Origin of the sequence: Rhodococcus phenolicus (assembly GCF_001646785.1) — a bacterium.
Lineage (GTDB): Bacteria > Actinomycetota > Actinomycetes > Mycobacteriales > Mycobacteriaceae > Rhodococcus > Rhodococcus phenolicus.
In genome coordinates this window covers 26,749-47,302 of record NZ_LRRH01000008.1, presented here as the reverse complement: position 1 = coordinate 47,302, position 20,554 = coordinate 26,749, and the positions used below count along the sequence as shown (strand labels likewise).

22 protein-coding genes, 1 tRNA gene and 1 riboswitch are annotated in these 20,554 nt (G+C 68.3%); of the genes, 16 read left to right on the top strand and 7 right to left on the bottom strand.

All coding sequences use genetic code 11. The features are described from left to right. The first annotated feature begins 32 nt into the window (after positions 1 to 32). Genes A8G15_RS03340 through A8G15_RS32430 form a run of 10 tightly spaced genes read left to right on the top strand, consistent with a single transcriptional unit; the run spans position 33 to position 10,143 of the window. Positions 33 to 797, top strand: a complete 765-nt coding sequence (locus A8G15_RS03340; protein ID WP_068155309.1) for an MlaE family ABC transporter permease — start codon at positions 33 to 35, stop codon at positions 795 to 797. A gap of 20 nt (positions 798 to 817) precedes the next feature. After that, a complete protein-coding gene (locus A8G15_RS03335; protein WP_068155306.1) occupies positions 818 to 1,666 on the top strand; it encodes an MlaE family ABC transporter permease in 849 nt (282 codons plus the stop codon). Between the two features lie 9 nt (positions 1,667 to 1,675). Then, a complete protein-coding gene (locus tag A8G15_RS03330) occupies positions 1,676 to 2,854 on the top strand; it encodes an MCE family protein (RefSeq protein ID WP_068155304.1) in 1,179 nt (392 codons plus the stop codon). Positions 2,855 to 2,856: 2 nt separating this feature from the next. Further along, positions 2,857 to 3,879 (top strand): MCE family protein, encoded by a 1,023-nt coding sequence (locus tag A8G15_RS03325; protein ID WP_068155302.1) that lies wholly within the window; start codon positions 2,857 to 2,859, stop codon positions 3,877 to 3,879. Next, positions 3,876 to 4,934, top strand: coding sequence for an MCE family protein (locus tag A8G15_RS03320; protein ID WP_068155300.1), 1,059 nt, complete (start codon positions 3,876 to 3,878; stop codon positions 4,932 to 4,934). Before A8G15_RS03325 ends, A8G15_RS03320 begins: the two co-directional genes overlap by 4 nt. Continuing rightward, positions 4,931 to 6,256, top strand: coding sequence for an MCE family protein (locus A8G15_RS03315; RefSeq protein ID WP_068155299.1), 1,326 nt, complete (start codon positions 4,931 to 4,933; stop codon positions 6,254 to 6,256). Before A8G15_RS03320 ends, A8G15_RS03315 begins: the two co-directional genes overlap by 4 nt. Further along, the gene (locus tag A8G15_RS03310) at positions 6,253 to 7,464 is read left to right on the top strand and encodes an MCE family protein (protein ID WP_068155297.1); all 1,212 of its coding nucleotides are present in this window, start codon (positions 6,253 to 6,255) and stop codon (positions 7,462 to 7,464) included. The genes A8G15_RS03315 and A8G15_RS03310 overlap by 4 nt, the downstream gene beginning before the upstream one ends. Beyond that, positions 7,461 to 8,876, top strand: coding sequence for an MCE family protein (locus A8G15_RS03305; protein ID WP_068155296.1), 1,416 nt, complete (start codon positions 7,461 to 7,463; stop codon positions 8,874 to 8,876). Before A8G15_RS03310 ends, A8G15_RS03305 begins: the two co-directional genes overlap by 4 nt. Continuing rightward, complete coding sequence (locus A8G15_RS03300; protein ID WP_068155294.1) at positions 8,876 to 9,400, top strand: hypothetical protein; 525 nt, start codon at positions 8,876 to 8,878, stop codon at positions 9,398 to 9,400. Before A8G15_RS03305 ends, A8G15_RS03300 begins: the two co-directional genes overlap by 1 nt. Continuing rightward, positions 9,397 to 10,143, top strand: a complete 747-nt coding sequence (locus A8G15_RS32430) for a twin-arginine translocation pathway signal (protein ID WP_425415060.1) — start codon at positions 9,397 to 9,399, stop codon at positions 10,141 to 10,143. Before A8G15_RS03300 ends, A8G15_RS32430 begins: the two co-directional genes overlap by 4 nt. Before the next feature lie 90 nt (positions 10,144 to 10,233). Here A8G15_RS32430 and A8G15_RS03290 read toward each other — a convergent pair whose 3' ends face one another. Together A8G15_RS03290 and A8G15_RS31025 are read right to left on the bottom strand one after the other, a co-directional pair. Beyond that, the gene (locus A8G15_RS03290; protein WP_068155293.1) at positions 10,234 to 11,733 is read right to left on the bottom strand and encodes an alpha,alpha-trehalose-phosphate synthase (UDP-forming); all 1,500 of its coding nucleotides are present in this window, start codon (positions 11,731 to 11,733) and stop codon (positions 10,234 to 10,236) included. Between the two features lie 43 nt (positions 11,734 to 11,776). Then, positions 11,777 to 11,950 (bottom strand): hypothetical protein, encoded by a 174-nt coding sequence (locus A8G15_RS31025; RefSeq protein WP_169833852.1) that lies wholly within the window; start codon positions 11,948 to 11,950, stop codon positions 11,777 to 11,779. 276 nt (positions 11,951 to 12,226) lie between these two features. Here A8G15_RS31025 and A8G15_RS03285 point away from each other — a divergent pair, with 276 nt between their 5' ends. From A8G15_RS03285 to A8G15_RS03275, 3 genes are all read left to right on the top strand, one after another. Further along, positions 12,227 to 13,027 (top strand): alpha/beta fold hydrolase, encoded by an 801-nt coding sequence (locus A8G15_RS03285; RefSeq protein WP_068155291.1) that lies wholly within the window; start codon positions 12,227 to 12,229, stop codon positions 13,025 to 13,027. Between the two features lie 221 nt (positions 13,028 to 13,248). After that, a complete protein-coding gene (locus A8G15_RS03280; protein WP_068155289.1) occupies positions 13,249 to 14,628 on the top strand; it encodes a lysine N(6)-hydroxylase/L-ornithine N(5)-oxygenase family protein in 1,380 nt (459 codons plus the stop codon). Then, positions 14,625 to 14,864 carry an MbtH family protein gene (locus A8G15_RS03275; RefSeq protein WP_068155287.1) on the top strand — a complete coding sequence of 80 codons (240 nt, stop codon included), beginning with the start codon at positions 14,625 to 14,627 and terminating at the stop codon, positions 14,862 to 14,864. The genes A8G15_RS03280 and A8G15_RS03275 overlap by 4 nt, the downstream gene beginning before the upstream one ends. Positions 14,865 to 14,867: 3 nt before the next feature. Here the strand turns inward: A8G15_RS03275 and A8G15_RS03270 are convergent, their stop codons facing one another. After that, the gene (locus A8G15_RS03270; RefSeq protein WP_082899641.1) at positions 14,868 to 16,355 is read right to left on the bottom strand and encodes a threonine/serine exporter family protein; all 1,488 of its coding nucleotides are present in this window, start codon (positions 16,353 to 16,355) and stop codon (positions 14,868 to 14,870) included. A 131-nt stretch (positions 16,356 to 16,486) separates the two neighbouring features. Between A8G15_RS03270 and A8G15_RS03265 the strand changes: the two genes are divergently transcribed. Beyond that, positions 16,487 to 16,561 (top strand) — tRNA-Thr (locus A8G15_RS03265). Between the two features lie 25 nt (positions 16,562 to 16,586). Here A8G15_RS03265 and A8G15_RS30400 read toward each other — a convergent pair. The 4 genes from A8G15_RS30400 to A8G15_RS03250 form a co-directional block, all read right to left on the bottom strand. After that, a complete protein-coding gene (locus A8G15_RS30400; RefSeq protein ID WP_156665237.1) occupies positions 16,587 to 16,760 on the bottom strand; it encodes a hypothetical protein in 174 nt (57 codons plus the stop codon). Between the two features lie 49 nt (positions 16,761 to 16,809). After that, positions 16,810 to 17,643, bottom strand: a complete 834-nt coding sequence (locus A8G15_RS03260; RefSeq protein ID WP_068155286.1) for an ABC transporter — start codon at positions 17,641 to 17,643, stop codon at positions 16,810 to 16,812. Between the two features lie 38 nt (positions 17,644 to 17,681). Then, positions 17,682 to 17,996: a DMT family transporter gene (locus A8G15_RS03255; RefSeq protein WP_068155285.1), complete on the bottom strand. Its 315-nt coding sequence runs from the start codon at positions 17,994 to 17,996 to the stop codon at positions 17,682 to 17,684. 10 nt (positions 17,997 to 18,006) lie between these two features. Continuing rightward, positions 18,007 to 18,067: riboswitch (guanidine-III (ykkC-III) riboswitch) on the bottom strand. A 33-nt stretch (positions 18,068 to 18,100) separates the two neighbouring features. Then, complete coding sequence (locus tag A8G15_RS03250; RefSeq protein WP_068155283.1) at positions 18,101 to 18,307, bottom strand: hypothetical protein; 207 nt, start codon at positions 18,305 to 18,307, stop codon at positions 18,101 to 18,103. Positions 18,308 to 18,448: 141 nt separating this feature from the next. Between A8G15_RS03250 and A8G15_RS03245 the strand changes: the two genes are divergently transcribed. Together A8G15_RS03245 and A8G15_RS03240 are read left to right on the top strand one after the other, a co-directional pair. Further along, entirely contained in the window at positions 18,449 to 19,147 is a 699-nt protein-coding gene (locus tag A8G15_RS03245) for a response regulator transcription factor (protein ID WP_425415059.1), read from the top strand. Beyond that, the gene (locus tag A8G15_RS03240) at positions 19,148 to 20,554 is read left to right on the top strand and encodes a sensor histidine kinase (RefSeq protein WP_068155280.1); all 1,407 of its coding nucleotides are present in this window, start codon (positions 19,148 to 19,150) and stop codon (positions 20,552 to 20,554) included. It abuts the gene before it with no gap.

Here is a 20,554-nt window from a genome sequence, read left to right as displayed (position 1 = left end):
GGCCGACCCAACCAACGAACGGAGGGGAGACGTTGGTAGACCTCCTCGAGGTCCCGTTGCGCGCCGTCGGCGGTCTCTTCGCCATGACCGGGGAAACCGCCCGCGCCGCATTCTCCCGGCCGTTCCAACGGCGCGAATTCATCGACCAGGCCTGGTTCGTCGCACGGGTGTCACTCCTTCCGACGGTCCTTGTGGCAGTGCCGTTCACGGTTCTGGTCAGCTTCACCCTCAACATCCTGCTGCGCGAGATCGGCGCCGCCGACCTCAGCGGCGCGGGCGCGGCACTCGGCGCGGTCACCCAGGTCGGGCCGATGGTCACCGTCCTCATCGTGGCCGGCGCCGGCGCCACCGCCATCTGCGCGGACCTCGCGGCCCGGACCATCCGCGAGGAGATCGACGCGATGCGGGTGCTCGGCATCAACCCGATCCATCGCCTCGTCGTGCCCCGAGTGCTCGCCTCCACGGTCGTCGCGCTGCTCCTCAACGGTCTCGTGTGCTCGATCGGCATCCTCGGCGGTTTCGCGTTCTCGGTATTCCTGCAGGACGTGAACCCGGGTGCCTTCGTCAACGGGATCACGCTGCTCACCGGTTTCGGAGAACTGATGATCTCCCAGGTCAAGGCGGGCCTGTTCGGCATGATCGCCGGACTCGTCGCCTCCTATCTCGGACTCAACGTCAAGGGCGGTGCCAAGAGCGTCGGCGACGCCGTCAATCAGACGGTCGTGTTCGCGTTCATGGCACTGTTCGTGGTCAACCTCCTCGTCACGGCCGTCGGCATCAAGCTGACGGCCGGGTGAGCTGCTCGGTGGTGGTGTAGATGGCAGTGATTACCGGGCGCTTCCCCCGCGTGCGCCGACGTTTCCGGGCCGCGTCGAACTCGATCGACGGCGTCGGCGAACAGGCCCTGTTCTTCGGTCGTGCACTCGGCTCCGCACCGCGCGCGCTGATGCACTACCCGAAGGAGACGGTCCGGCTCGTCGCCGAGATCAGCATGGGCACCGGCGCGCTCGCCGTCATCGGCGGCACCGTCGTGATCGTCGGCTTCCTGACCCTGTTCACCGGTGGCATCATCGCCGTGCAGGGCTTCAGTTCCCTGGGCAACATCGGCGTCGAGGCGCTCACCGGCTTCTTCGCGGCGTTCATCAACGTGCGTATCGCCGCTCCTACCATCGCGGGTATCGGGCTCGCGGCGACCATCGGCGCCGGTTCCACCGCCCAGCTCGGTGCAATGCGGGTCTCCGAGGAGATCGACGCGCTCGAGGTGATGGCGATCCCGTCCGTCCCGTACCTGGTGAGCACCCGGGTGATGGCCGGCATGATCGCGATCGTGCCGCTGTACTCGCTCGCGGTGATCGCGTCGTTCATCGCCAGCCGTTTCGCGACGGTCGTGCTCTACGGTCAGTCCGCCGGTGTGTACGACCACTACTTCCAGACCTTCCTGATCCCCACCGATATCCTGTGGTCGTTCGTGCAGGCCATCGTCATGGCCATCGCGGTGATGCTCATCCACACCTACTACGGCTTCAACGCGAGCGGCGGTCCGGTCGGTGTCGGTGTCGCCGTCGGCAACGCGGTGCGCGCGTCCCTGATCGCCGTCGTCACCGTCACGCTCCTCATCTCGCTCGCGGTATACGGGATGTCCGGCAACTTCAACCTGTCGGGATAGGCGGCATTCATGGACACCCCTTCGTGGAAGAAGAAGCTCGCCGCCTTCGGGATGGTCGGTGGTCTCGTCGTGCTCGTCGTCGCGGCGTTGACCCAGTTCGTCGGAGGTTTCACCGACACGGTCCCGGTGACCGTGACCGCCGCGCGCTCCGGCCTGGTGATGGAACCCGACGCCAAGGTCAAGCTCCGTGGCGTCGAGGTCGGCCGGGTCTCGTCCATCGAGCACACTCCCGACGGTGCGGTGCTGGATCTGGCGATGGATCCCGGCCAACTGCACCTGATTCCGTCGAACGCGCAGGTGACGATCGAATCGACCACCGTGTTCGGGGCGAAGTTCGTCAACCTGATCGTCCCGGCGGATCCGTCGCCGGTTCCGCTGCAGGAAGGCGCGGTCATCGCTGCCGAGAACGTCACCGTCGAATTCAACACCGTTTTCGAGCACCTGAACGACGTGCTCGCGCAGGTGCAGCCGGAGAAGCTCAACGCCACCCTCGGTGCGATCTCGGAAGGCCTGCGCGGTCGCGGTGACGATCTCGGTGCCGCGCTGGTGGAGGTCGACGACTACCTGGTGACGATGAATCCGTCTCTGCCGCAGCTGGAATACGACCTCGAGACCGCAGCGGACGTGACCGGGGTCTACGCCGACACCGCCCCCGACCTGATGACCACCATCGGGAACGCCACCGACGTGGGCAACACCGTCGTCGACGAACAGGCCAACCTCGATCTGCTCCTGATGAACGTCACCGGTCTGGCGACCACCGGCCGCGACGTCCTCGGCGAGAACGAGGCCCAGCTGACGACCTCACTGGATCTGCTGACCGACACGACCACCCTCCTCGGCGAGTACTCGCCCGAATTGACGTGCTTCATCGTCGGACTCAACGACGCGCGTATCGCGTTCGAGCCGATGGCCGGCACCGGCAAGTACGCGTCGCTGATGCTCAGCACCAGCTTCATGGGCGGCGCCACCATCTACAACCAGGAACAGGACCTCCCCGTCGTCGGGGCCAGCGGCGGACCCAACTGCTACGGCCTGCCGGACTTCGACCCGAAGCGGGACGGACACGCCCAGTTCGCGGTCGCGAACACCGGTGAGGTGCCCTACAAGCCGTCCACCGAGGCGTGGATCCGGTACCCGACGATCTTCCAGTACCTGTACGGCGACGAACTTGCGGCAGGGCAGTGACCATGAGACCAACCACGATCAAATTCACGGCCTTCGCCGTCGCGATGGTTCTGATCTTCGCCGGCCTGGCAGTGGTGTTCAGCCAGGCCCGGTTCTCCGGCAGCGAGGGTTACCGCGCGACGTTCACCGACGTGTCCGGCCTGAAGTCCGGAGACAAGGTGCGCATCGCCGGTGTCCCGGTGGGATCGGTCGGCAGTGTCGACATCGGTGACGGCAACGTCGCCGAGGTCGATTTCGACGTCGATTCGAAGTACACGCTGCTCCAGAGCACCCGCGCGACCGTCCGCTACGAGAACCTCGTCGGCGACCGCTACCTGGAACTGCTCGAAGGTCCCGGCAGCACCGGCGAGAAGCTGCGGCCCGGGGAGACCATCCCGCTCGACCGGACCGCTCCGGCTCTAGATCTGGACCTGCTGCTCGGCGGATTCAAGCCGCTGCTCAAGGGACTCGATTCGCAGCAGGTCAACGACCTGTCGGGGGCGCTGCTGCAGATCTTCCAGGGGCAGGGGGGCACGCTGGTGTCGCTGCTCGGAAACACCAACTCGTTCACCAACTCCCTCGCCGACCGGGACCAGCTCATCGGGGAGGTCATCGACAACCTCAACACAGTGCTGGGCACGATCGACGAGCGCGACCAGCAGTTCACCGACACCATCGACCGGTTGCACACGCTCGTGGGCGGCCTCGCCGAGGACCGCGACCCCATCGGGGCGGCGATCCCGCAGATCGCGGCGGGCACAGCGGATCTCGCGTCGCTGCTGCAGAACACCCGGCCGGACCTGCAGTCGGTGATCGCCGAGACCAACCGCACCATGACGCAGCTCGATCTCGGTGAGGACGACATCAATCGCACCCTCGAACGGTTGCCGTCGGACTACAAGAAGCTCATCCGTGTCGGTGTGTACGGAAACTTCTTCCAGTTCTTCCTGTGCGCCAACACGTTCAAGTTCTCCGGACCGGACGGGACGACGATCCGTTTCACGTCGGCGGAGCAGATGACCGGAAGGTGTGCAAAGGTCGAATGAGCCCCACACGTGAACGCAACCCAGTCCAGGTCGGTGTCATCGGCCTCGGTGTGTGCACCGCGATCGTGCTCGCGGGCCTGCAGTACGACCAGCTCCCGTTCATCTCCGGTGGACTGAACTACTCGGCGCACTTCACCGACGCCGGCGGTCTGGTGGCCGGCGACGACGTCAGCCTCGCGGGCGTCGGTGTCGGCACCGTCACCGGCGTGGAACTCGACGGACAACAAGTCCTGGTGACCTTCACCGTGCGCGACGGCATCGCCCTCGGCGACGCCACCGGCGCCGACATCAAGACCAACACCGTCCTCGGCCGCAAGTCACTCGCTGTGCGGCCGTCCGGCGACGGCGTGCTGCGGCCCGGCACGACGATCCCGGTCGAGCGCACCAACGCGCCGTACTCGCTGCCCGACGCCCTCGGAGACCTCACTACGACCGTGTCGGAACTCGACACCGACGGCATCAACGACTCGCTCGATGCGCTGTCGGGTGCATTGCAGGACACCCCTCCCGAGATCAGCGGTGCCCTCGAAGGCATGCGGCGGCTTTCGGAGTCGATCAACGCGCGCGACGAATCGCTGCAGGAACTGCTCGGTCGCGCCGAGAACGTCACCGGCATCCTCGCCGAACGCAGCGACCGCATCAACGAGCTGATCGTCGACGCGAACGACCTGTTCGGCGAACTGAGCCTGCGCCGCGACGCCATCACCGCACTCATCACCAACGTCTCGTCGGTGTCGCGGCAACTGACCGGTCTCGTGCAGGACAACCAGGCCCAGATGGCACCGACGCTCGAGGTACTCAACCGGGTCACCGCGAACCTGCAGGCGAACAAGGAGAACATCGCCGAAGCCCTCGACGGTCTCGGCCCCTACATCAGTTCCCTCGGCGAATCCGTCGCGAGCGGACCGTTCTTCAACGCGTACGTCTCGAACATCCTGCCCGCCCCGTGGTGGAAGGCGGTCGTCGACGGGTTCGTCGCGCCCGAGCTTCTGCCCCAGGACCTGGAGGACGTGATTCCGGACAACCCGCCGTCGATCAAGAAGGATGGCGAATGAGCGACACGACCATGGAGAACGGGAAGAAGGCGGGACGCCCGAAATGGCTGGTGCCCGCGATCGCCGCTGCGATCGTCACGGTGCTCGCTGCCGGTGTCGTCGCGCTGGTCCTGCCGGGCTGGGGCAAGCGCACGATCCACGCCGAATTCGTCTCCACCACAGGACTGTACGAAGGTGACGACGTCCGGGTCCTCGGCGTTCCGGTCGGGCGGATCACCGCCATCGAACCGGGCAACGACATGTCCCGGGTCACCATGGTCGTCGACGACTCGGTCGACGTGCCGGCCGACGCCCAGGCCGTGATCATCGCCCAGAGCCTGGTCTCGGCACGGTTCATCCAGCTCACCCCGGTGTACGCCGGCGGCGAGGCGATCGCCGACGAGGCGACGATCCCTGTGTCGCGCACCGCCTCTCCCGTCGAATGGGACGAGATCAAGACGGAACTGATGCGTTTGACCGAAGCGCTCGGGCCGGAGGATCTCGACCCACAGGGATCGCTCGGCCGGTTCATCGACACCGCCGCCGAGAACCTCGAGGGCAACGGCACCGCGGTGCGCGAGGCGCTGCGGGAGCTGTCCGAAACGATGCGGACCCTCTCCGACGGACGCACCGACCTGTTCTCCACCGTCCGCAACCTGCAGGCGTTCGTCTCCGTCCTGTCGAAGAGCAACGAGCAGATCGTGCAGTTCGGTGGCCGTCTCGCATCCGTGTCCGACGTGCTCGCCTCGAGCTCGGACCAACTTGGGACCTCGCTCACCGACCTGAACATCGCGGTCGGCGACGTGCAGCGCTTCGTCCAGGACAACCGCGACGGCCTCACCGAATCCGTCGAGCGACTCGCCGACGCCACCGAGGTCCTCGCCCGCAAACGACCCGAGATCGAACGGGTCCTGCACTCGGGGCCGACGGCGCTGTCGAACTTCTACAACATCTACAAGCCGGCGCAGGGCTCGCTGACCGGTGCCCTCTCGATCAGCAACGGCCGCAACCCGATCGAATGGATGTGCGGGTCGGTCGGCGCCGCCGCAAACGCCACCTCCGCTCGAAGCGAGGAGCTGTGCCGCCAGCAACTCGGGCCCGTACTGGCATCACTGTCGAGCAACTACCTGCCGTACCTGATCAACCCGATCGCCGGGGTACAGGCGTTCCCGGATCAGATCCACTACACCGAACCGTGGCTCGAAGAGGCCTCGGCCGGACGCGGACTCGCCCCGGAGGAGCCGCCCGCACCGAGCCCGGTCGACGGACTGCTGTCCGGCCTGCCGAGCGTCGACGTGCCCGGCGACCTGGGATCGTTGCTGCAGCCGGGAGGAGGACGATGACCACGCGCGCAAGGCGGCTCACCGCCGTCGCGGCCCTGGCGGTGTTCGCCGTGACACTGTCCGGTTGCGAGTGGAACGGACTGAACTCGGTCCCGATGCCCGGCACCGCCGGGCGCGGCGACGGCGCCTACCGGGTCCAGATCGAGATGCCGAATGTCACCACGCTCTCCCAGAACTCGCCGGTGCGTGTCGACGACGTCACCGTCGGGAGCATCGCGAACATCGAGGTCGTGGACTGGCACGCGCTGGTGACCGTGGCGCTCGACGGCGGTGTCGAACTTCCCGCGAACGCCACCGCCCGCATCGGGCAGACCAGCCTGCTCGGATCGCAGCACCTGGAACTGGCCGCCCCGACCGACGAACCGCCGCAGGGCCGGCTCGAGGACGGGGACGTCATCCCGCTCGAACGAGCCGGTGCCTACCCCACGACCGAGCAGACGCTGTCGTCACTGTCGGTGGTGCTCAACGGCGGCGGACTCGCTCAGATCAACGACATCACCACCGAACTGAACGCGGCCCTGGTCGGACGCGAGGATTCGCTGCGCGACCTGATGCCGCGGCTCGACGAACTCGTCGGTACTCTCGACCAGCAGCGGACCGACATCATCTCGGCGATGGAAGGCATGGACCGGCTGGCGTCGACCGTCAACGACCAGACCGACACACTCGAACGTGCCCTCGACGAACTGCCGGAGGCCCTCGGCGTGCTCGGGGATCAGCGCACGAATCTGACCGCCGCGCTGACGTCGCTCGGTGAGATGAGCTCCGTCGCAAGCCGGCTCGTCGAGAACGCCGGTGCCGATCTCGACACGAACCTGCAGGCGCTCGCCCCGACGCTGCGAGCACTCGCCGATTCGGGAAGCTCGCTCACCCAGGTACTGGGGGTGCTGCTCACGTATCCGTTCCCGCAGGCCGGTATCAACAACATCATCCGAGGCGACTATGCGAACCTCGCCATGACCATCGACCTGACCAACGAGCGACTCGACCTCAACTTCCTGACCGGAACTCCGCTCGCGGGCCGGCTCGCCGGGCCCGAAGGCATCCTCGGGCAGGACGCGGGACTCGCCGGACAGGCCGTCGATCCGTTCCAGGCCCCGCTGCAGCCGCCGGCTCCGCGGACCGCGCCCGGACCGGCGACCGTGACCGTTCCGGGACTCGGTGAGTTCACCATTCCCGAACTGCCGCTGGGGGTGCCCGCGCCATGATGCTTTCGAAGTTCGTCCGGATCCAGTTGGTGATCTTCGCGATCCTCACCGTGATCGGACTGGTCGTGATGTCGGCGCAGTACGTCCGGTTACCGCAGCTGCTCGGTGTGGGCCGGTACACGGTCATCGCCGAGCTGCCGTCGACCGGCGGCCTCTACCGGCATTCCAATGTCACCTACCGCGGAACGAACGTCGGTGTGGTCGAGTCGGTTTCGCTCAACCCGACCGGTGTCGACGCGGAGATGTCGATCGACAGCGACTTCGAGATCCCGGCCGACGTCGATGTCGCGGTACGCAGTGTGTCCGCTGTCGGTGAGCAGTTCATCGACCTGGTTCCGCACGAGAATGCTTCCGGCGACGCCTATCTCGCGGACGGGGACGTGATCCCCGTCGATCGGGCGACGGTCCCGCAGGAGGTCGGGGCGTTGCTCGACCAGGCCGACGTGCTGCTCGCGAGCATCAGCGACACGCGGCTGCAGACCGTCGTGGACGAGGCGTTCAACGCGTTCAACGGATCCGGTCCCGACCTGCAACGGCTGATCGACTCGACGCGGCTGTTCGTGCAGGAGGCCAACGCCAACAGCGCGCCCACGAAGCAACTGCTCGACGAACTCGGTCCGCTCCTCGACACCCAGGTGGTCACCAGCGACTCGATCCGATCCTGGACACAGGACATGGTGACCTTCACCGACCGGCTGCGCACCAGCGACCCCGATCTGCGGGCGCTGATGGAGAAGGGTCCCGGTGCGGCCGCGGAGGCCGAGCAACTGCTGCAGGATCTGAAGCCCACGCTGCCGTTGCTGCTCGCGAATCTCGTCAGCGTCGGTGAGGTCGGTGTCATCTACAACGCCGGCATCGAGCAGATCCTGGTGCTGTACCCGCCGATGACCACGGCACTGATCACCGCCGCCGGCAGCGGACCGGCCGAGGACGGCGCGGTCGTCGACTTCCATCTCCAGCTGCACGATCCGCCGCCGTGCCTGGCCGGATTCCTTCCGCCCGATCAGTGGCGCAGCCCCGCCGACGAGTCGATGGTCGATTCACCCGGAGACCTGTTCTGCAAACTGCCCCAATCGGATCCGAACTCGGTGCGCGGTGCCCGCAACGTGCCGTGCATGGAATACCCCGGTCGTCGCGCCCCCACACCGGACGAGTGCCGGACCGGTTACCAGCCCGAGTACCTCGACAATCCGTGGAACGGTCCGCCGACGCCGGTGGCGTCCGCGGGGGACGTTCCCCAGCCGGCCTCGTATTCCGAAGGGTCCGGCGCTGCCGCACCGGCGGGGGTGACCGCGCGCCGGATCGATCCGGCCACCGGCACGTACATTGGTCCGGACGGCACCGTATACCGCCACGCGGACACGGGGGGAGATACGAGCTTGGAGACGTACATGAAGGCGCAGCAAGGCTGATGGCGGACGAGAACCAGACATCGGAGGGCACTTCGGCGCGTCCGTCCTGGACGCGGCCCGTCACGATCGGCGCGGCGGTTCTCATCGTCGCCCTCATCGCGTCCGGGGTGTGGTTGCTGATCGACCGGCAGTCGATCAACGACCGCGACGAGCGACGTGAGGCCTATCTGCAGGCGGCGCGGCAGACGGTGCTGAACCTGACCACGATCCACAGCGCCACCGCCGACGCCGACGTCCAGCGACTGCTCGACGGTGCCACCGGGGACTTCAAGGCCGAGTTCGAAGGTCGCGAGGGCCCCTTTGTGGAAGTGGTGCAGAAGGCCGGGGTCGACACCACCGGGGAGGTGGTCGAGGCAGGTATCCAGACCGAAGACGGCCCGTGCGTGTCGTCGCTGGTGGCCTCGCGCGCGATGGTGTCCAACGCCGGCCAGTCCGACGCCGCGCCGCGCGATTTCCGGCTGCGGGTGACGATCTGCGACGAGAACGGTCGCCTGCTGGCATCGAAGGTGGAGTTCGTACCGTGAGCGACGAGAACCGGACAGGGAAGAACGACGGCAAGGACGACGAGGCCGTGATCCTCGCGAAGAGCGGTGGGTCCCTCGGCGACCCCGGAGGGGCCACCGCGGCGGAGCCCGCGTCGGCCGGTGCGGCGGCGGAGCCCGCGTCGGACGGTGCAGCGGCGGAGCCCGCGTCGGCCGGTACCGCTGTGGAGAGTGTGGAGAACCCGGCCGGTGAGCAGGCCGGGGACGCGGCGCGGCCTGCCGATGACACGGCGCCTGCGAAGAAGGGCGTCCCGCCGGTGGTCGCGGGTGTTCTGGTGGCCGTCGCCGTCGTGCTCGCCGTGGTCGTGGGCTGGCTGGCCTGGGGCAAGATCCAGGACAACGCCGCCGAGGCGGCCCGCACCGATGCGGTGAAGGCTGCCGAGGAGCAGGCCGTCGCCGTGCTCGCGTACAGCTACGACCAGGTCGACGAGCAGGTCGCGGCGGCCGCCGAGGGTCTGACCGGGGACTTCCGCGAGGAGTACCTGAATCTGATGAACAACGTGATCGCTCCCGGTGCCAAGGAGAAGTCGATCACCGTGCAGGCCGTCGTGCAGGCGTCGTCGATCGTATCGGCCGAACCGGACCACGCCGTGGCCATGTTGTTCGTCAACACGATCAGCACCAATTCGGAGAACCCGGAGGCGGTCAGCAGCGGTTCCCGGGTCCGGGTGGAACTGGAGAAGGAGGACGGCCGCTGGCTGGTCAGCCGGCTGGGCCCGATCTGATCCTGGGATCCGCCCACGCGGCGGACGGTCGCGCGCTGCCGGACGCGCGCGGCTGTCCACCGGGCATGCGAACCTGCCCGGATCCCGGGCTCACCCCTCGGTGAGCTCCTGGTCGGGTGTCTCCGCGGGGGCGATCAGCGCGGGACCCGCGGCGCCGCCGTGCGCGAGCGCATCGAGGAAGGCGCGTGCCCAGCGGTCCACGTCGTGCGTGAGAACCTGTCGTCGCAGGGCCCGCATGTGCCGCCGCCCGTCTTCGCGGGGCTGCGACAGCGCCGCTTCCATCTGATCCTTCACGTTTTCCAGGTCGTGCGGATTGCACAGGAACGCCTGACGCAATTCAGCTGCGGCACCGGTGAATTCGCTCAGGACGAGGGCGCCGCCGAGGTCGCTGCGGCACGCCACGTACTCCTTGGCGACGAGGTTCATCCCGTCGCGCAGCGGTGTCACCAGCATGACGTCGGCGGCGACGAAGAACGCGATGAGTTCGTCGCGGGGGACCGGACGGTGGATGTAGTGCACCACCGGCCGGCCGACCTCGGCGTATTCGCCGTTGATGCGGCTGACCATCTTCTCGATCTCACCGCGCATGTGGATGTACGACTCGACGCGTTCGCGGCTCGGTGTCGCGAGCTGCACCATCACCGTCTCGGACGGGTCGACGCGATCCTCGGCGATCAGTTCGTGCAGCGCGTCGAGCCGGACGTCGATGCCCTTGGTGTAGTCGAGCCGGTCGACGCCGAGCATGATGCGCTTCGGGTTGCCGAGTTCCTTGCGGATCTGCTTGGCGCGGTCGCGGATCGACTTGCGGCGGGACTGTTCGTCGAGCTCTCCGGACGCGATGGAGATGGGGAACGCGCCGACCCGGACGGTGCGGAATCCGACCTGCACGACCCCGAGCTTCGATCGGACACCGACGTTGCCGCGGGAGGTCTGGTGCCCGGCCAGCCGCCGGGCGAGATACAGGAAGTTCTGCGCTCCACCGGGCAGGTGGAAGCCGATGAGATCGGCGCCGAGCAGGCCGTCGACGATCTCGGTGCGCCACGGCATCTGCATGAACAACTCGACGGGCGGGAACGGGATGTGCAGGAAGAAGCCGATCGTCAGGTCCGGGCGCAGCATCCGCAGCATCTTGGGCACGAGCTGGAGCTGGTAGTCCTGGACCCACACGGTCGCGCCCTGCGCGGCGGCCTTCGCTGCCGCTTCCGCGAACCGGCGGTTCACCTCGACGTACGCGTTCCACCACTCGCGGTGGTACTCGGGACGGACGATGACGTCGTGGTAGAGCGGCCACAACGTGGCGTTCGAGAAACCTTCGTAGTAGTCGGCGATCTCCTGTGCGCTGAGCGGCACGGGGTGCATCACCAGGTCGTCGTCGACGATGGGATCGAGATCGGCGTCGGCGACACCCGCCCAGCCGACCCACGCACCGCGTTGGGTGCGCAGGATCGGCTCGAGCGCGGTGACGAGACCGCCGGGACTGCGCTTCCATCGGGTCGTGCCGTCCGGAAGGCGTTCGAGGTCGACGGGCAGCCGGTTGGCGACCACAACGAAGTCGGATTCGGTGAAGGTCGTCGGATCGGCTACGGGCACGTCGTGTCCTCCTGTGTGGCTGGGTGGCTTTCGGAGCGGACGGTCAGTTCGACTTGTCGGTCGGTCCGATGCCGAGCATCGACAGCAGCATGCGGCACTCGTCGGCGTCTTCGGCGTAGGCCGCGACGACGCGCTGCGCCTGCCGTGCGGTCTGTTCGGCTACGGGCTCGAGGTCCTCGTCGGCGATGTCGTTGTCGGTGGTCACGTCGGCGGCCATGGTGTTTCCTCCCGGGAGTGCTGCTCGGCTCGAGCAGGTCATTCGTACTTCGACTCTAGGAGAATCGAACAGCCGCACGCCAGCCGCGCCCGGAGCTCCGCGCGCCGGGTGGCGTCTGTATCGATCAGGGGGCACCGCGCTGCCGGCCGTCCGCCACCGGCCGGCGGGCTTTCGCGGTCCGTTCGGTGCGACCGGGCCGCGCGGTACGGTGGACCCGGCCCGTGCGCTCGTGCCCCCGTGGCCGTCACGCAGCGACATCTTTCGAGGAAGGTCTTCATGCCCATCGCGACGATCAACGGAATCCCGCTGAACTACCAGGTCAAGGGGACCGGAGACCTCGTGGTACTCATCATGGGAACGGGGAGCCCCGGCCGCGTGTGGGACCTGCATCAGGTGCCGGCGCTGGTCAAGGCCGGGTACCGGGTCGCCACGTTCGACAATCGCGGGATCGCGCCGTCGGGGGAGAGCGTCGGGGGAATGACGATCGACGACCTCGTCGCCGACACCGCCGGTCTGATCGAACTGCTCGGCGGGCCGGCGTATGTCGTCGGCACTTCGATGGGTGCGCGTGTCGCGCAGGAACTCGCGCTGGCCCGGCCGGATCTCGTGCGCAAGGCCGTATTCCTTGCCGGGCACGCCCGGATGGACCAGTTCCAGCTGACCCTGACGGAGGGGGAGCGCCAGTTGTTCGACAGCGGTGTCGAACTGCCGGCCAAGTACCGGGCCGCGGTCACCGCGGTGATGAACCTGTCGCCGGCCTCGCTCGTGGACGTGAACACCGCGCGGGACTGGCTCGACGTCTTCGAGTTCACCGGGGGCAAGACGTCGGCCGGTGTGCGGGCGCAGCTCTCGATGGACCGCGAGTTCGATCGGCGTTCCGCCTACCGTGCCGTGACGGTGCCGTGCCTTGCGGTCGGGTTCGCCGACGACCGGATGATCCCGGCGTACCTGTCGAAGGAGGTTGCCGACGCGATCCCGAACGCCGTGTACGAGGAGATCCCGGATGCCGGTCACTACGGATATCTCGAGCGGCCCGAGGCAGTGAACAAGGTGGTGCTGGACTTCCTCGCCGGCTGAGGCCACGGACTCGCGACGACCGGGCGCGGTGGGATCGAACGTGATCCCGCCGCGCTCAACTCGTTTCGGGGGTGTTGCCGTTGTCGGAGAAACGCCGGACGGAGCACCCCACCACAACCGCAAGTATTGGTAGGCTCACCGAACCAAGGATAGCCTGAGCTATCTTTGCCGTGTCGATCGAACCCGCCTGCGGCTGTGGCCCCCGAGCACGAGAGAGACTGATGACCGATCGATCCAGCACACCCAGCGACGAATCCGAGGCCCCGGGGGAGGTTCTCGACATCGTCGGTATCGGGTTCGGTCCCGCCAACCTGGCGTTGAGCATCGCGATCGAAGAGCACAACGCCGCCGCGTCCGAGTCCCCGGTCCGGGCGCGATTCTTCGAGAAGCAGCCGTCGTTCTCCTGGCATCCAGGGATGCTCCTCGAAGGCGCGACGATGCAGATCGCATTCCCGAAGGACCTGGTGACCTTCCGGAATCCGACGAGCAGCTACAGCTTCTTCTCGTACCTTCACGATCGCGGTCGCCTCGTCGACTTCGTGAATCACCAGACCTTCTTCCCCACGCGTCACGAGTTCCAGGACTACCTGCAGTGGGCGGCGGGGCGAGTCGATGCCGACATCCGCTACGGCACCGAGATCACCGGCGTCGATGCCGTCCGTGAGGGTGCAGGCAACGCGGAGCTGTTCGCGGTGCGCACCGCGTCCGGCGATGTCGTCCACGCCCGCAACATCGTCCTGGGTATCGGACTGCGCGCCCGGATCCCCGAGTGGGCCGCCGAATCCGCCCGCTGCTTCCACAACCATCAGTTCCTGTTCCACCTCGCCGAGATGCCGGCGCCGGTGCACCAGCGGTTCGTCGTGGTCGGTGCCGGGCAGTCCGCCGCCGAGGTCGTGCAGTACCTGCACAGCAACTACCCCGGCGCCGAGGTGCACAACGTCTTCAACCGATTCGGGTACAGCCCGGCCGACGACAGCCCCTACGCGAACCGGATCTTCGATCCGGGCACCGTCGACGAACTCCACGCTGCCCCCCACGCGGAACGCGAGCGGCTGCTCGAACTGCATCGCAGCACCAACTACTCGGTCGTCGATCCCGACCTGATCGCCGAGATCTACGCCACCGAATACCGCGAGCGCGTCTCGGGCAAGCGACGCCTGTTCATGCGCCGGGCCTCGGAGGTCACCGGCATCGACGAGACCGCGACCGGCATCGAGGTGCAGGTGCGCAGCGGACTCGACGGACTCACCGACACCCTCGTGTGCGACGCCGTCGTCCTCGCCACGGGCTTCACGCCGGCGCCGCTGGCCCCGCTGCTCGGAGAGCTCGCGCCCGCCGACATGCCGTTGCACCAGGTCGACCGCGACTACCGGTTGCCCGCCCCCGCCGGCGTGGACGGCGGAATCTATCTGCAGGGCGGCACCGAGAAGACCCACGGCATCACCGCGTCGCTGCTGTCGAACTCGGCGATCCGGGCCGGTGAGATCCTCGGTGCAGTGCTGGAACGACGCCGGGCGAACCCGCCGGGCGCCCATGGCGAGCTCCCGCTCCTTGGTAGGATTCCCGACCAGCACACCTACGCAACAAGTGAGGCGAGATGAGCACGAATCCATTTGATGACGAAGACGGCCGTTTCTACGTCCTCGTGAACGACGAGGAGCAGTATTCGCTGTGGCCGACCTTCGCTGAGGTCCCGCAGGGATGGCGAGTCGTGTTCGGCGAGGAATCGCGCGCTGCGTGCGTCGAGTACGTCGAGCAGAACTGGACCGACATGCGTCCGAAGAGCCTCCGCGACGCCATGGAAGCCGACGAGAAGGCTCGTCAGGGCAACGCCTGACCTTCAGCTTCTCCGAAAGTCACGCCGCAAGCGAACGAAGCGCGGCGTGACTTTCGCCGTTTCCGGGGCGAGCTCATCCGCCCGCGTCCGCCGCGCCCGGGTCCGGCGCAGCGACGGACGGCGCAGCCCACCCGACCGGCGCATGCTCCGCGGGTAACGCGCGGTACGGGCCATCCACTCGCCGAGCGTGACCCCGGCCGCCAGCCCGCAGCCGATCCCGAACGCGGCGAACAGGGCTGTCAGCCCGACCAGCAGCTCGGACTGCAGGATCGCGTACAGGCCGCGATAGAGCGCCAGGCCGGGCAGCAGCGGTGTGATACCGGCGACCGCGACGACCAAGGGCGGAGTGAGGGCGCGGCGGGCCATCAGGCCACCGGCGAAGCCGACCACCGTCGCGGCGGTCGCCGACGCGATGATCGGACCCACGTTCAACCCCAGCGCCAGCTGATACACCAGCGCGCCGGTCGCACCGCCCAGCGCCGCCGCCGTCAGCGCCCGCCGCTCGGCATAACAGGCCAGCGCGAAGAACAGCGACGCGGCGGCACCGGCCGCGACCTTCGTCGGCAACTGGGTCAGATCCGGGGGCGCGACATAGCTGATGACCGGAAGTTCCGAACCCAGCACGGCGGCAACCCGCAGCGTCGTCGCGACGCCCGCGATGATCCCGCCGGTCATCATGACCAGTTCGAAGAACCGGGCCGACGCCGTGATGGGTGCACCCGTGATCGCGTCCTGCACCGAACCGACCAGCGACAGGCCCGACAACAGCACCGTCACCCCGGCCGCGATGATCAGTCCCGGTGACACCGAGACGCCCAGCTGTTCCCGGAACGCGTACAGCGTGATCGCCGGGGCGGTCGCGATGATGCCGCCGACCAGGTGCTGGAAGAAGAACGGCAGACCCAGCCCGTTGAGGTACCGGTTCACCCGGTCGATCACCAGCGTCGACGCGAACGCGACCGCCGCGACGAGCAGGCCACCGCCGAGCAGCACCGCGATCGACGCGGCCATCGCCGACCACGCGAACGTCGCGACCCACCGGTGGTAGGGGTGCGGGGCGGAGGTGATCGCGAGCAGTTCCTCGCGGGCCTGGGCAGGTGAGATCGCATCCCGCCGGATCCGGCGCGTCAGCCGGTCCACCGCCGCGAGCCGGGTGAAGTCCATGGACCGGTAGTGCACGATCCGCATCGTGCTCGCCGGCGGCATCGTCGGACCGCGATGTGCCGACAGCACGATCGAGTTGTAGGTGACGTCCACGTCGCACCGGGCCAGCCCGTAGGTCGCCGCGACGAACTGCACCTGGTCCGACGTGTCGATCGCGCCCGTACCGGCGGCGAGGAGCACCTCACCGACCCGGACCGCGACGTCGAGGGCTTCGGCGACGGTCGCATCGTCCGTCAGATCGATCGGCTGCAGCGGTGCCGGCGCCGCGGTCACGGCGTCGACGGTCGCCCGGCGATCCAGAACGAGTTTTCCGAGAACCGCACTCAGCACATTCACCGTCGCGCGCCCCCAGGGACCGGGATCAGGGTCTGTACCGGGTGAATCATGCAACCCACCGTAACCAAACCGGGCGGTGGCGCGCGGCACGCGCGGTGCCTATATGATGAGCGCGCTCCACTGCCTCCTTAGCTCAGTGGTAGAGCACTCGCCTTGTAAGCGAAAGGTCGTCGGTTCAATCCCGACAGGGGGCTCCACGATCGCTGCGTGTGCGGGCTCGCCTCACCCGGCCAGGTCGTCGGGTCCGATCGGGTCCGCCCGCCATGCGTCCGCCCCGACCCCGGATCCGGACCGGATGTCCGCCGCGACCAGCGCCAGAGCTGTGGTGACGAGCACCGTCGTCGCCACGGCCACGCCGAGACGAATGTTCGATGTGCTGCGGCTCTTGCCGTTCATGTCCGTCCTCGGTCGATTCGGTGTCGGATGCTCGGTTGTCCATCCGTGGTCAGACGGGCGGGGGCAGTTCGCCCTTGCCGCCGCTGCGCAGCCACCGTCCGGGCAGCTTCCCGGCGAGGTCGCCGAGGGGTCCGACGGCGCCGCGCAGCAGCTCCACGGTTTCCTGCAGCAGGTCGATGCTCGCACCCATCTGCTGAACACCCGGGGTCAGCTGGGCGAGGGTTTCCGACAGCGCGACGATCTGGTCGAGCGGCCCGCCTTCGGCGAGCAGGCGTTCGAGGGCGCCGCGTTCGGAGAGCAGGACGTCGAGCACGCCGCCCTCTGCGAGGGCACGTTCGACGACGCCGCCCGGCTTGATCGCGGTGTCGACGATGCCGCCCGGCGCGGTGAGCCGCTCGACCGCGCCCTCGCGCGCGAGCAGGCGTTCGAGCGGGCCGTCGACCGCGGTGAGCCGATCGAGCAGGCCACCTTCCGAGAGCAGCCGGTCGAGGGCGCCGTCGTCGGCCAGGACCCGGTCTAGCGGTCCGCCGGGTGCGGTGATCCGGTCGAGCGGACCGCCTTCCTCGAGCAGGCGTTCGAGGGGGCCGCCGGGTGCGGTGAGCCGGTCCACCGCGCCGCCCGGCGCGAGAAGCCGGTCGAGGGGACCACCCGCACGCAGCGCATTCGCGAGCGGGCGGTCGTCCGACGCCAGCGCCGACACCTGCTGCAGCAGTCCCAGCGTCCCGCGGGTGTCGGTGAGGCCGACCGCGCCGAGCGTCGAATAGGTGGTCGGGGAGACCGCCACGCGGACCGTGCCGATGACGGACTCCGCGAGTCCGAGCGCGGTGTCCGCCGCGGTCAGGCCGACCCGGAGGGGGAATGCGAGCGCGGACGCCAGATTCATGCGCTCACTCTAACCGCAGCGATTGCGCGGAAGTCGGTTCAGTGCAAGACTTTCAGCCCGATGACGCAGCCGACGATCCCGAGGATGAGCAGGACCTTGACGACCGAGACGCCTTCGGCGCCGGTGATCATCGCGAACCCGACGGTCAGGGCCGCGCCGATCCCCACCCAGATCGCGTACGACGTGCCGACCGGCAGCGTGCGCATCGCGTAGGCGAGACCGGCCATGCTGATCAGCAGGGCGACGGCGAAGAGGACGGTCGGGCCGAGGCGGGTGAATCCGGCCGAGCGGCTCAGCGCGGTGGCCCACACCGCTTCGAGGACACCGGAGACGACGAGAACGATCCAAGCCATGACGAGCTCCTGTGCACCGTCTTGTCGCTGGCCGGGTACGGTGCGCTCGTCCGGATGTCGATCGACGGTCTGTAGTCTAGCGAACTTTTCCTGGGCCGGCCGGATCAGGAAGCTCGCAGCGCCGTCACGGACATCCGCAGCTCGGTGCAGCCGCAGCCGGCGGACAGTTCCGAGCAGTCGATCACGAGGCTGTGGCGGACCGAGGCCAGATCGATGCAGTCCGGATCGGTGCACTCGATCTCGACGGTGGAGTGCACCACGAGGGTTCCGTGGCAGTGGTCCAGTTCGGCGAGGCAGGCGGAGCACGACATGCCCCCATTGTTAACACCGCGGTCCGACACCTGTGCGAGGCGCGCCCGGCACGGCCGCATTCTCACGGGCACCCGACACTCCCAGCGTTCTCACAGGAAACCGGCAGCGACGGTGCAGCCGGTCCCGAGACAATGGACGGCGTGACCGTTCCCGAAGCCCGAATCCTGATCGTCGACGACGAGCCGAGCATCGTCGAACTGCTGTCGGTGAGCCTCAAGTTCCAGGGGTTCGAGGTCGAGACCGCCTCCAACGGTGCGGAGGGACTGGACCGTGCCCGGACGTTCCGGCCGGACGCGGTGATCCTCGACGTCATGATGCCCGGTATGGACGGATTCGGGATGTTGCGCCGGCTGCGTGCCGATGGCTCCGACGCCCCCGTCCTGTTCCTCACCGCGAAGGACACCGTGGAGGACAAGGTCTCGGGCCTGACCCTCGGCGCGGACGACTACGTGACCAAGCCGTTCAGCCTCGAGGAGGTCATCGCGCGGCTGCGCACGATCCTGCGGCGCGCCGGGAAGGTGTCCGAGGCCGACCGGTCGTCGCGCATCACCTTCGCGGACATCGAACTCGACGACGAGACCCACGAGGTGTGGAAGGCCGGGCAGCCGGTGTCGCTCTCGCCCACCGAGTTCACGCTGCTGCGGTACTTCATGGTCAACGCGGGCACGGTGCTCAGCAAGCCGCGCATCCTCGACCACGTCTGGAACTACGACTTCGGGGGAGAGGTCGGTGTCGTCGAGTCGTACGTGTCGTATCTGCGGCGCAAGGTCGACACCGGCGACACGCCCCTCATCCACACGTTGCGCGGCGTCGGTTACGTGATGCGCGAGCCGAAGTAGATGCGCCGCCTGCCCGCGCTCCCGCTGCGATTCACCCTCGTCGCCGCGCTGCTGGTGTTGTCGGGACTCGGTCTGCTGGCGTCCGGGGTCGCGGTGACGTCCGCGCTGCAGGGGTCGCTGCTGAGCCGGATCGACCGCGACCTGCACGACGCCGCACACGGCTGGGCCAGGCCGCTCGGTGCACACCCGGAGCTGCCGCCTCCGGCGGTCGGGCCGGAACGACCGCCGAGCCCGTTCTACGTGCGGGTCACGAACCCGGACGGCACGGTGCGGGTCACGATCAACGACCGGTCGGCCTCGCCGGATCTGCCGGACGCCCCGGCGCCGGACCCGGTGACCGTCGGATCCGTCGACGGATCCGACACCCGATGGCGGTTGCTGACCACCGTCAACCCGGACGGCGGCACCACCACCGTCGCGATGAGCCTGGACGAGACGGACGAGACCGTCGGTCGGCTCGTGGTGCTGCAGGTCGGGATCGGCGCCGCCGTCCTGGTCGTGCTCGGGGTCGCCGGCTACTTCGTCGTCCGGCGCAGCCTGCGCCCGCTGCGGGAGGTGGAACGCACCGCGGTCGCGATTGCGGGCGGTGATCTGCACGAACGTGTACCCGCGCGGGATCCGCGCACCGAGGTGGGGCGGTTGTCGGTCGCGCTGAACACGATGCTCGCGCAGATCCAGTCGGCGTTCGCCGCGACCGCCGCGTCGGAGGAGTCGGCGCGCCGATCGGAGGAGAAGATGCGCCGCTTCGTCGCCGACGCCGGGCACGAGCTACGCACGCCGCTGACCACGATCCGCGGTTTCTCGGAGCTGTACCGGCAGGGCGCCAGCCGCGACACCGATCTGCTCATGACGCGGATCGAGAACGAGTCCCGGCGCATGGGAATCCTCGTCGAGGATCTGCTCATGCTGGCCCGGCTCGACGCGCAGCGGCCGATCGAGCGGCAGCCGGTGGATCTGCTCGCGCTCGCCGCCGACGCCGTGCACGGTGCCCGTGCCGTCGCACCGGACCGGACGATCGGAGTCGGGATCATCGACGGGCCGGGAACCCCGGAGGTGCTCGGCGACGCGGTGCGGCTGCGGCAGGTCGTCGACAATCTCGTCACCAATGCGATCACCCACACCCCGGCGGATGCGGCGGTCACGGTGCGGGTGGGGACGGTCGGCGACGATGCGGTGCTCGAGGTCGCCGACACCGGGCCCGGCCTGGCCGAAGCGGATCGGGAGCGGGTGTTCGAACGCTTCTACCGGGTCGACAGTTCGCGCACCCGCGAGTCGGGTGGCAGCGGACTCGGCCTGTCGATCGTCGCGGCGCTGGTCGCCGCACACGGCGGCACCGTCGAGGTGGACAGCGAGGTCGGGCACGGCGCGACGTTCCGGGTGCTGCTGCCGCGCCGCCGGGTGGACTGA

What these genes read in the sequence shown, in the direction of transcription:
- A8G15_RS03300 (WP_068155294.1), top strand. Translation starts at nt 8,876, where the DNA reads ATGGCGGACGAGAACCAGACATCGGAGGGCACTTCGGCGCGTCCGTCC.
- A8G15_RS03305 (WP_068155296.1), top strand. Translation starts at nt 7,461, where the DNA reads ATGATGCTTTCGAAGTTCGTCCGGATCCAGTTGGTGATCTTCGCGATC.
- A8G15_RS03325 (WP_068155302.1), top strand. Translation starts at nt 2,857, where the DNA reads ATGAGACCAACCACGATCAAATTCACGGCCTTCGCCGTCGCGATGGTT.
- A8G15_RS03250 (WP_068155283.1), bottom strand. Translation starts at nt 18,307, where the DNA reads ATGTCGTGCTCCGCCTGCCTCGCCGAACTGGACCACTGCCACGGAACC.
- A8G15_RS03275 (WP_068155287.1), top strand. Translation starts at nt 14,625, where the DNA reads ATGAGCACGAATCCATTTGATGACGAAGACGGCCGTTTCTACGTCCTC.
- A8G15_RS31025 (WP_169833852.1), bottom strand. Translation starts at nt 11,950, where the DNA reads ATGGCCGCCGACGTGACCACCGACAACGACATCGCCGACGAGGACCTC.
- A8G15_RS03285 (WP_068155291.1), top strand. Translation starts at nt 12,227, where the DNA reads ATGCCCATCGCGACGATCAACGGAATCCCGCTGAACTACCAGGTCAAG.
- A8G15_RS03330 (WP_068155304.1), top strand. Translation starts at nt 1,676, where the DNA reads ATGGACACCCCTTCGTGGAAGAAGAAGCTCGCCGCCTTCGGGATGGTC.
- A8G15_RS30400 (WP_156665237.1), bottom strand. Translation starts at nt 16,760, where the DNA reads ATGAACGGCAAGAGCCGCAGCACATCGAACATTCGTCTCGGCGTGGCC.
- A8G15_RS03315 (WP_068155299.1), top strand. Translation starts at nt 4,931, where the DNA reads ATGAGCGACACGACCATGGAGAACGGGAAGAAGGCGGGACGCCCGAAA.
- A8G15_RS03335 (WP_068155306.1), top strand. Translation starts at nt 818, where the DNA reads ATGGCAGTGATTACCGGGCGCTTCCCCCGCGTGCGCCGACGTTTCCGG.
- A8G15_RS03320 (WP_068155300.1), top strand. Translation starts at nt 3,876, where the DNA reads ATGAGCCCCACACGTGAACGCAACCCAGTCCAGGTCGGTGTCATCGGC.
- A8G15_RS03260 (WP_068155286.1), bottom strand. Translation starts at nt 17,643, where the DNA reads ATGAATCTGGCGTCCGCGCTCGCATTCCCCCTCCGGGTCGGCCTGACC.
- A8G15_RS03310 (WP_068155297.1), top strand. Translation starts at nt 6,253, where the DNA reads ATGACCACGCGCGCAAGGCGGCTCACCGCCGTCGCGGCCCTGGCGGTG.
- A8G15_RS03240 (WP_068155280.1), top strand. Translation starts at nt 19,148, where the DNA reads ATGCGCCGCCTGCCCGCGCTCCCGCTGCGATTCACCCTCGTCGCCGCG.
- A8G15_RS03255 (WP_068155285.1), bottom strand. Translation starts at nt 17,996, where the DNA reads ATGGCTTGGATCGTTCTCGTCGTCTCCGGTGTCCTCGAAGCGGTGTGG.
- A8G15_RS03280 (WP_068155289.1), top strand. Translation starts at nt 13,249, where the DNA reads ATGACCGATCGATCCAGCACACCCAGCGACGAATCCGAGGCCCCGGGG.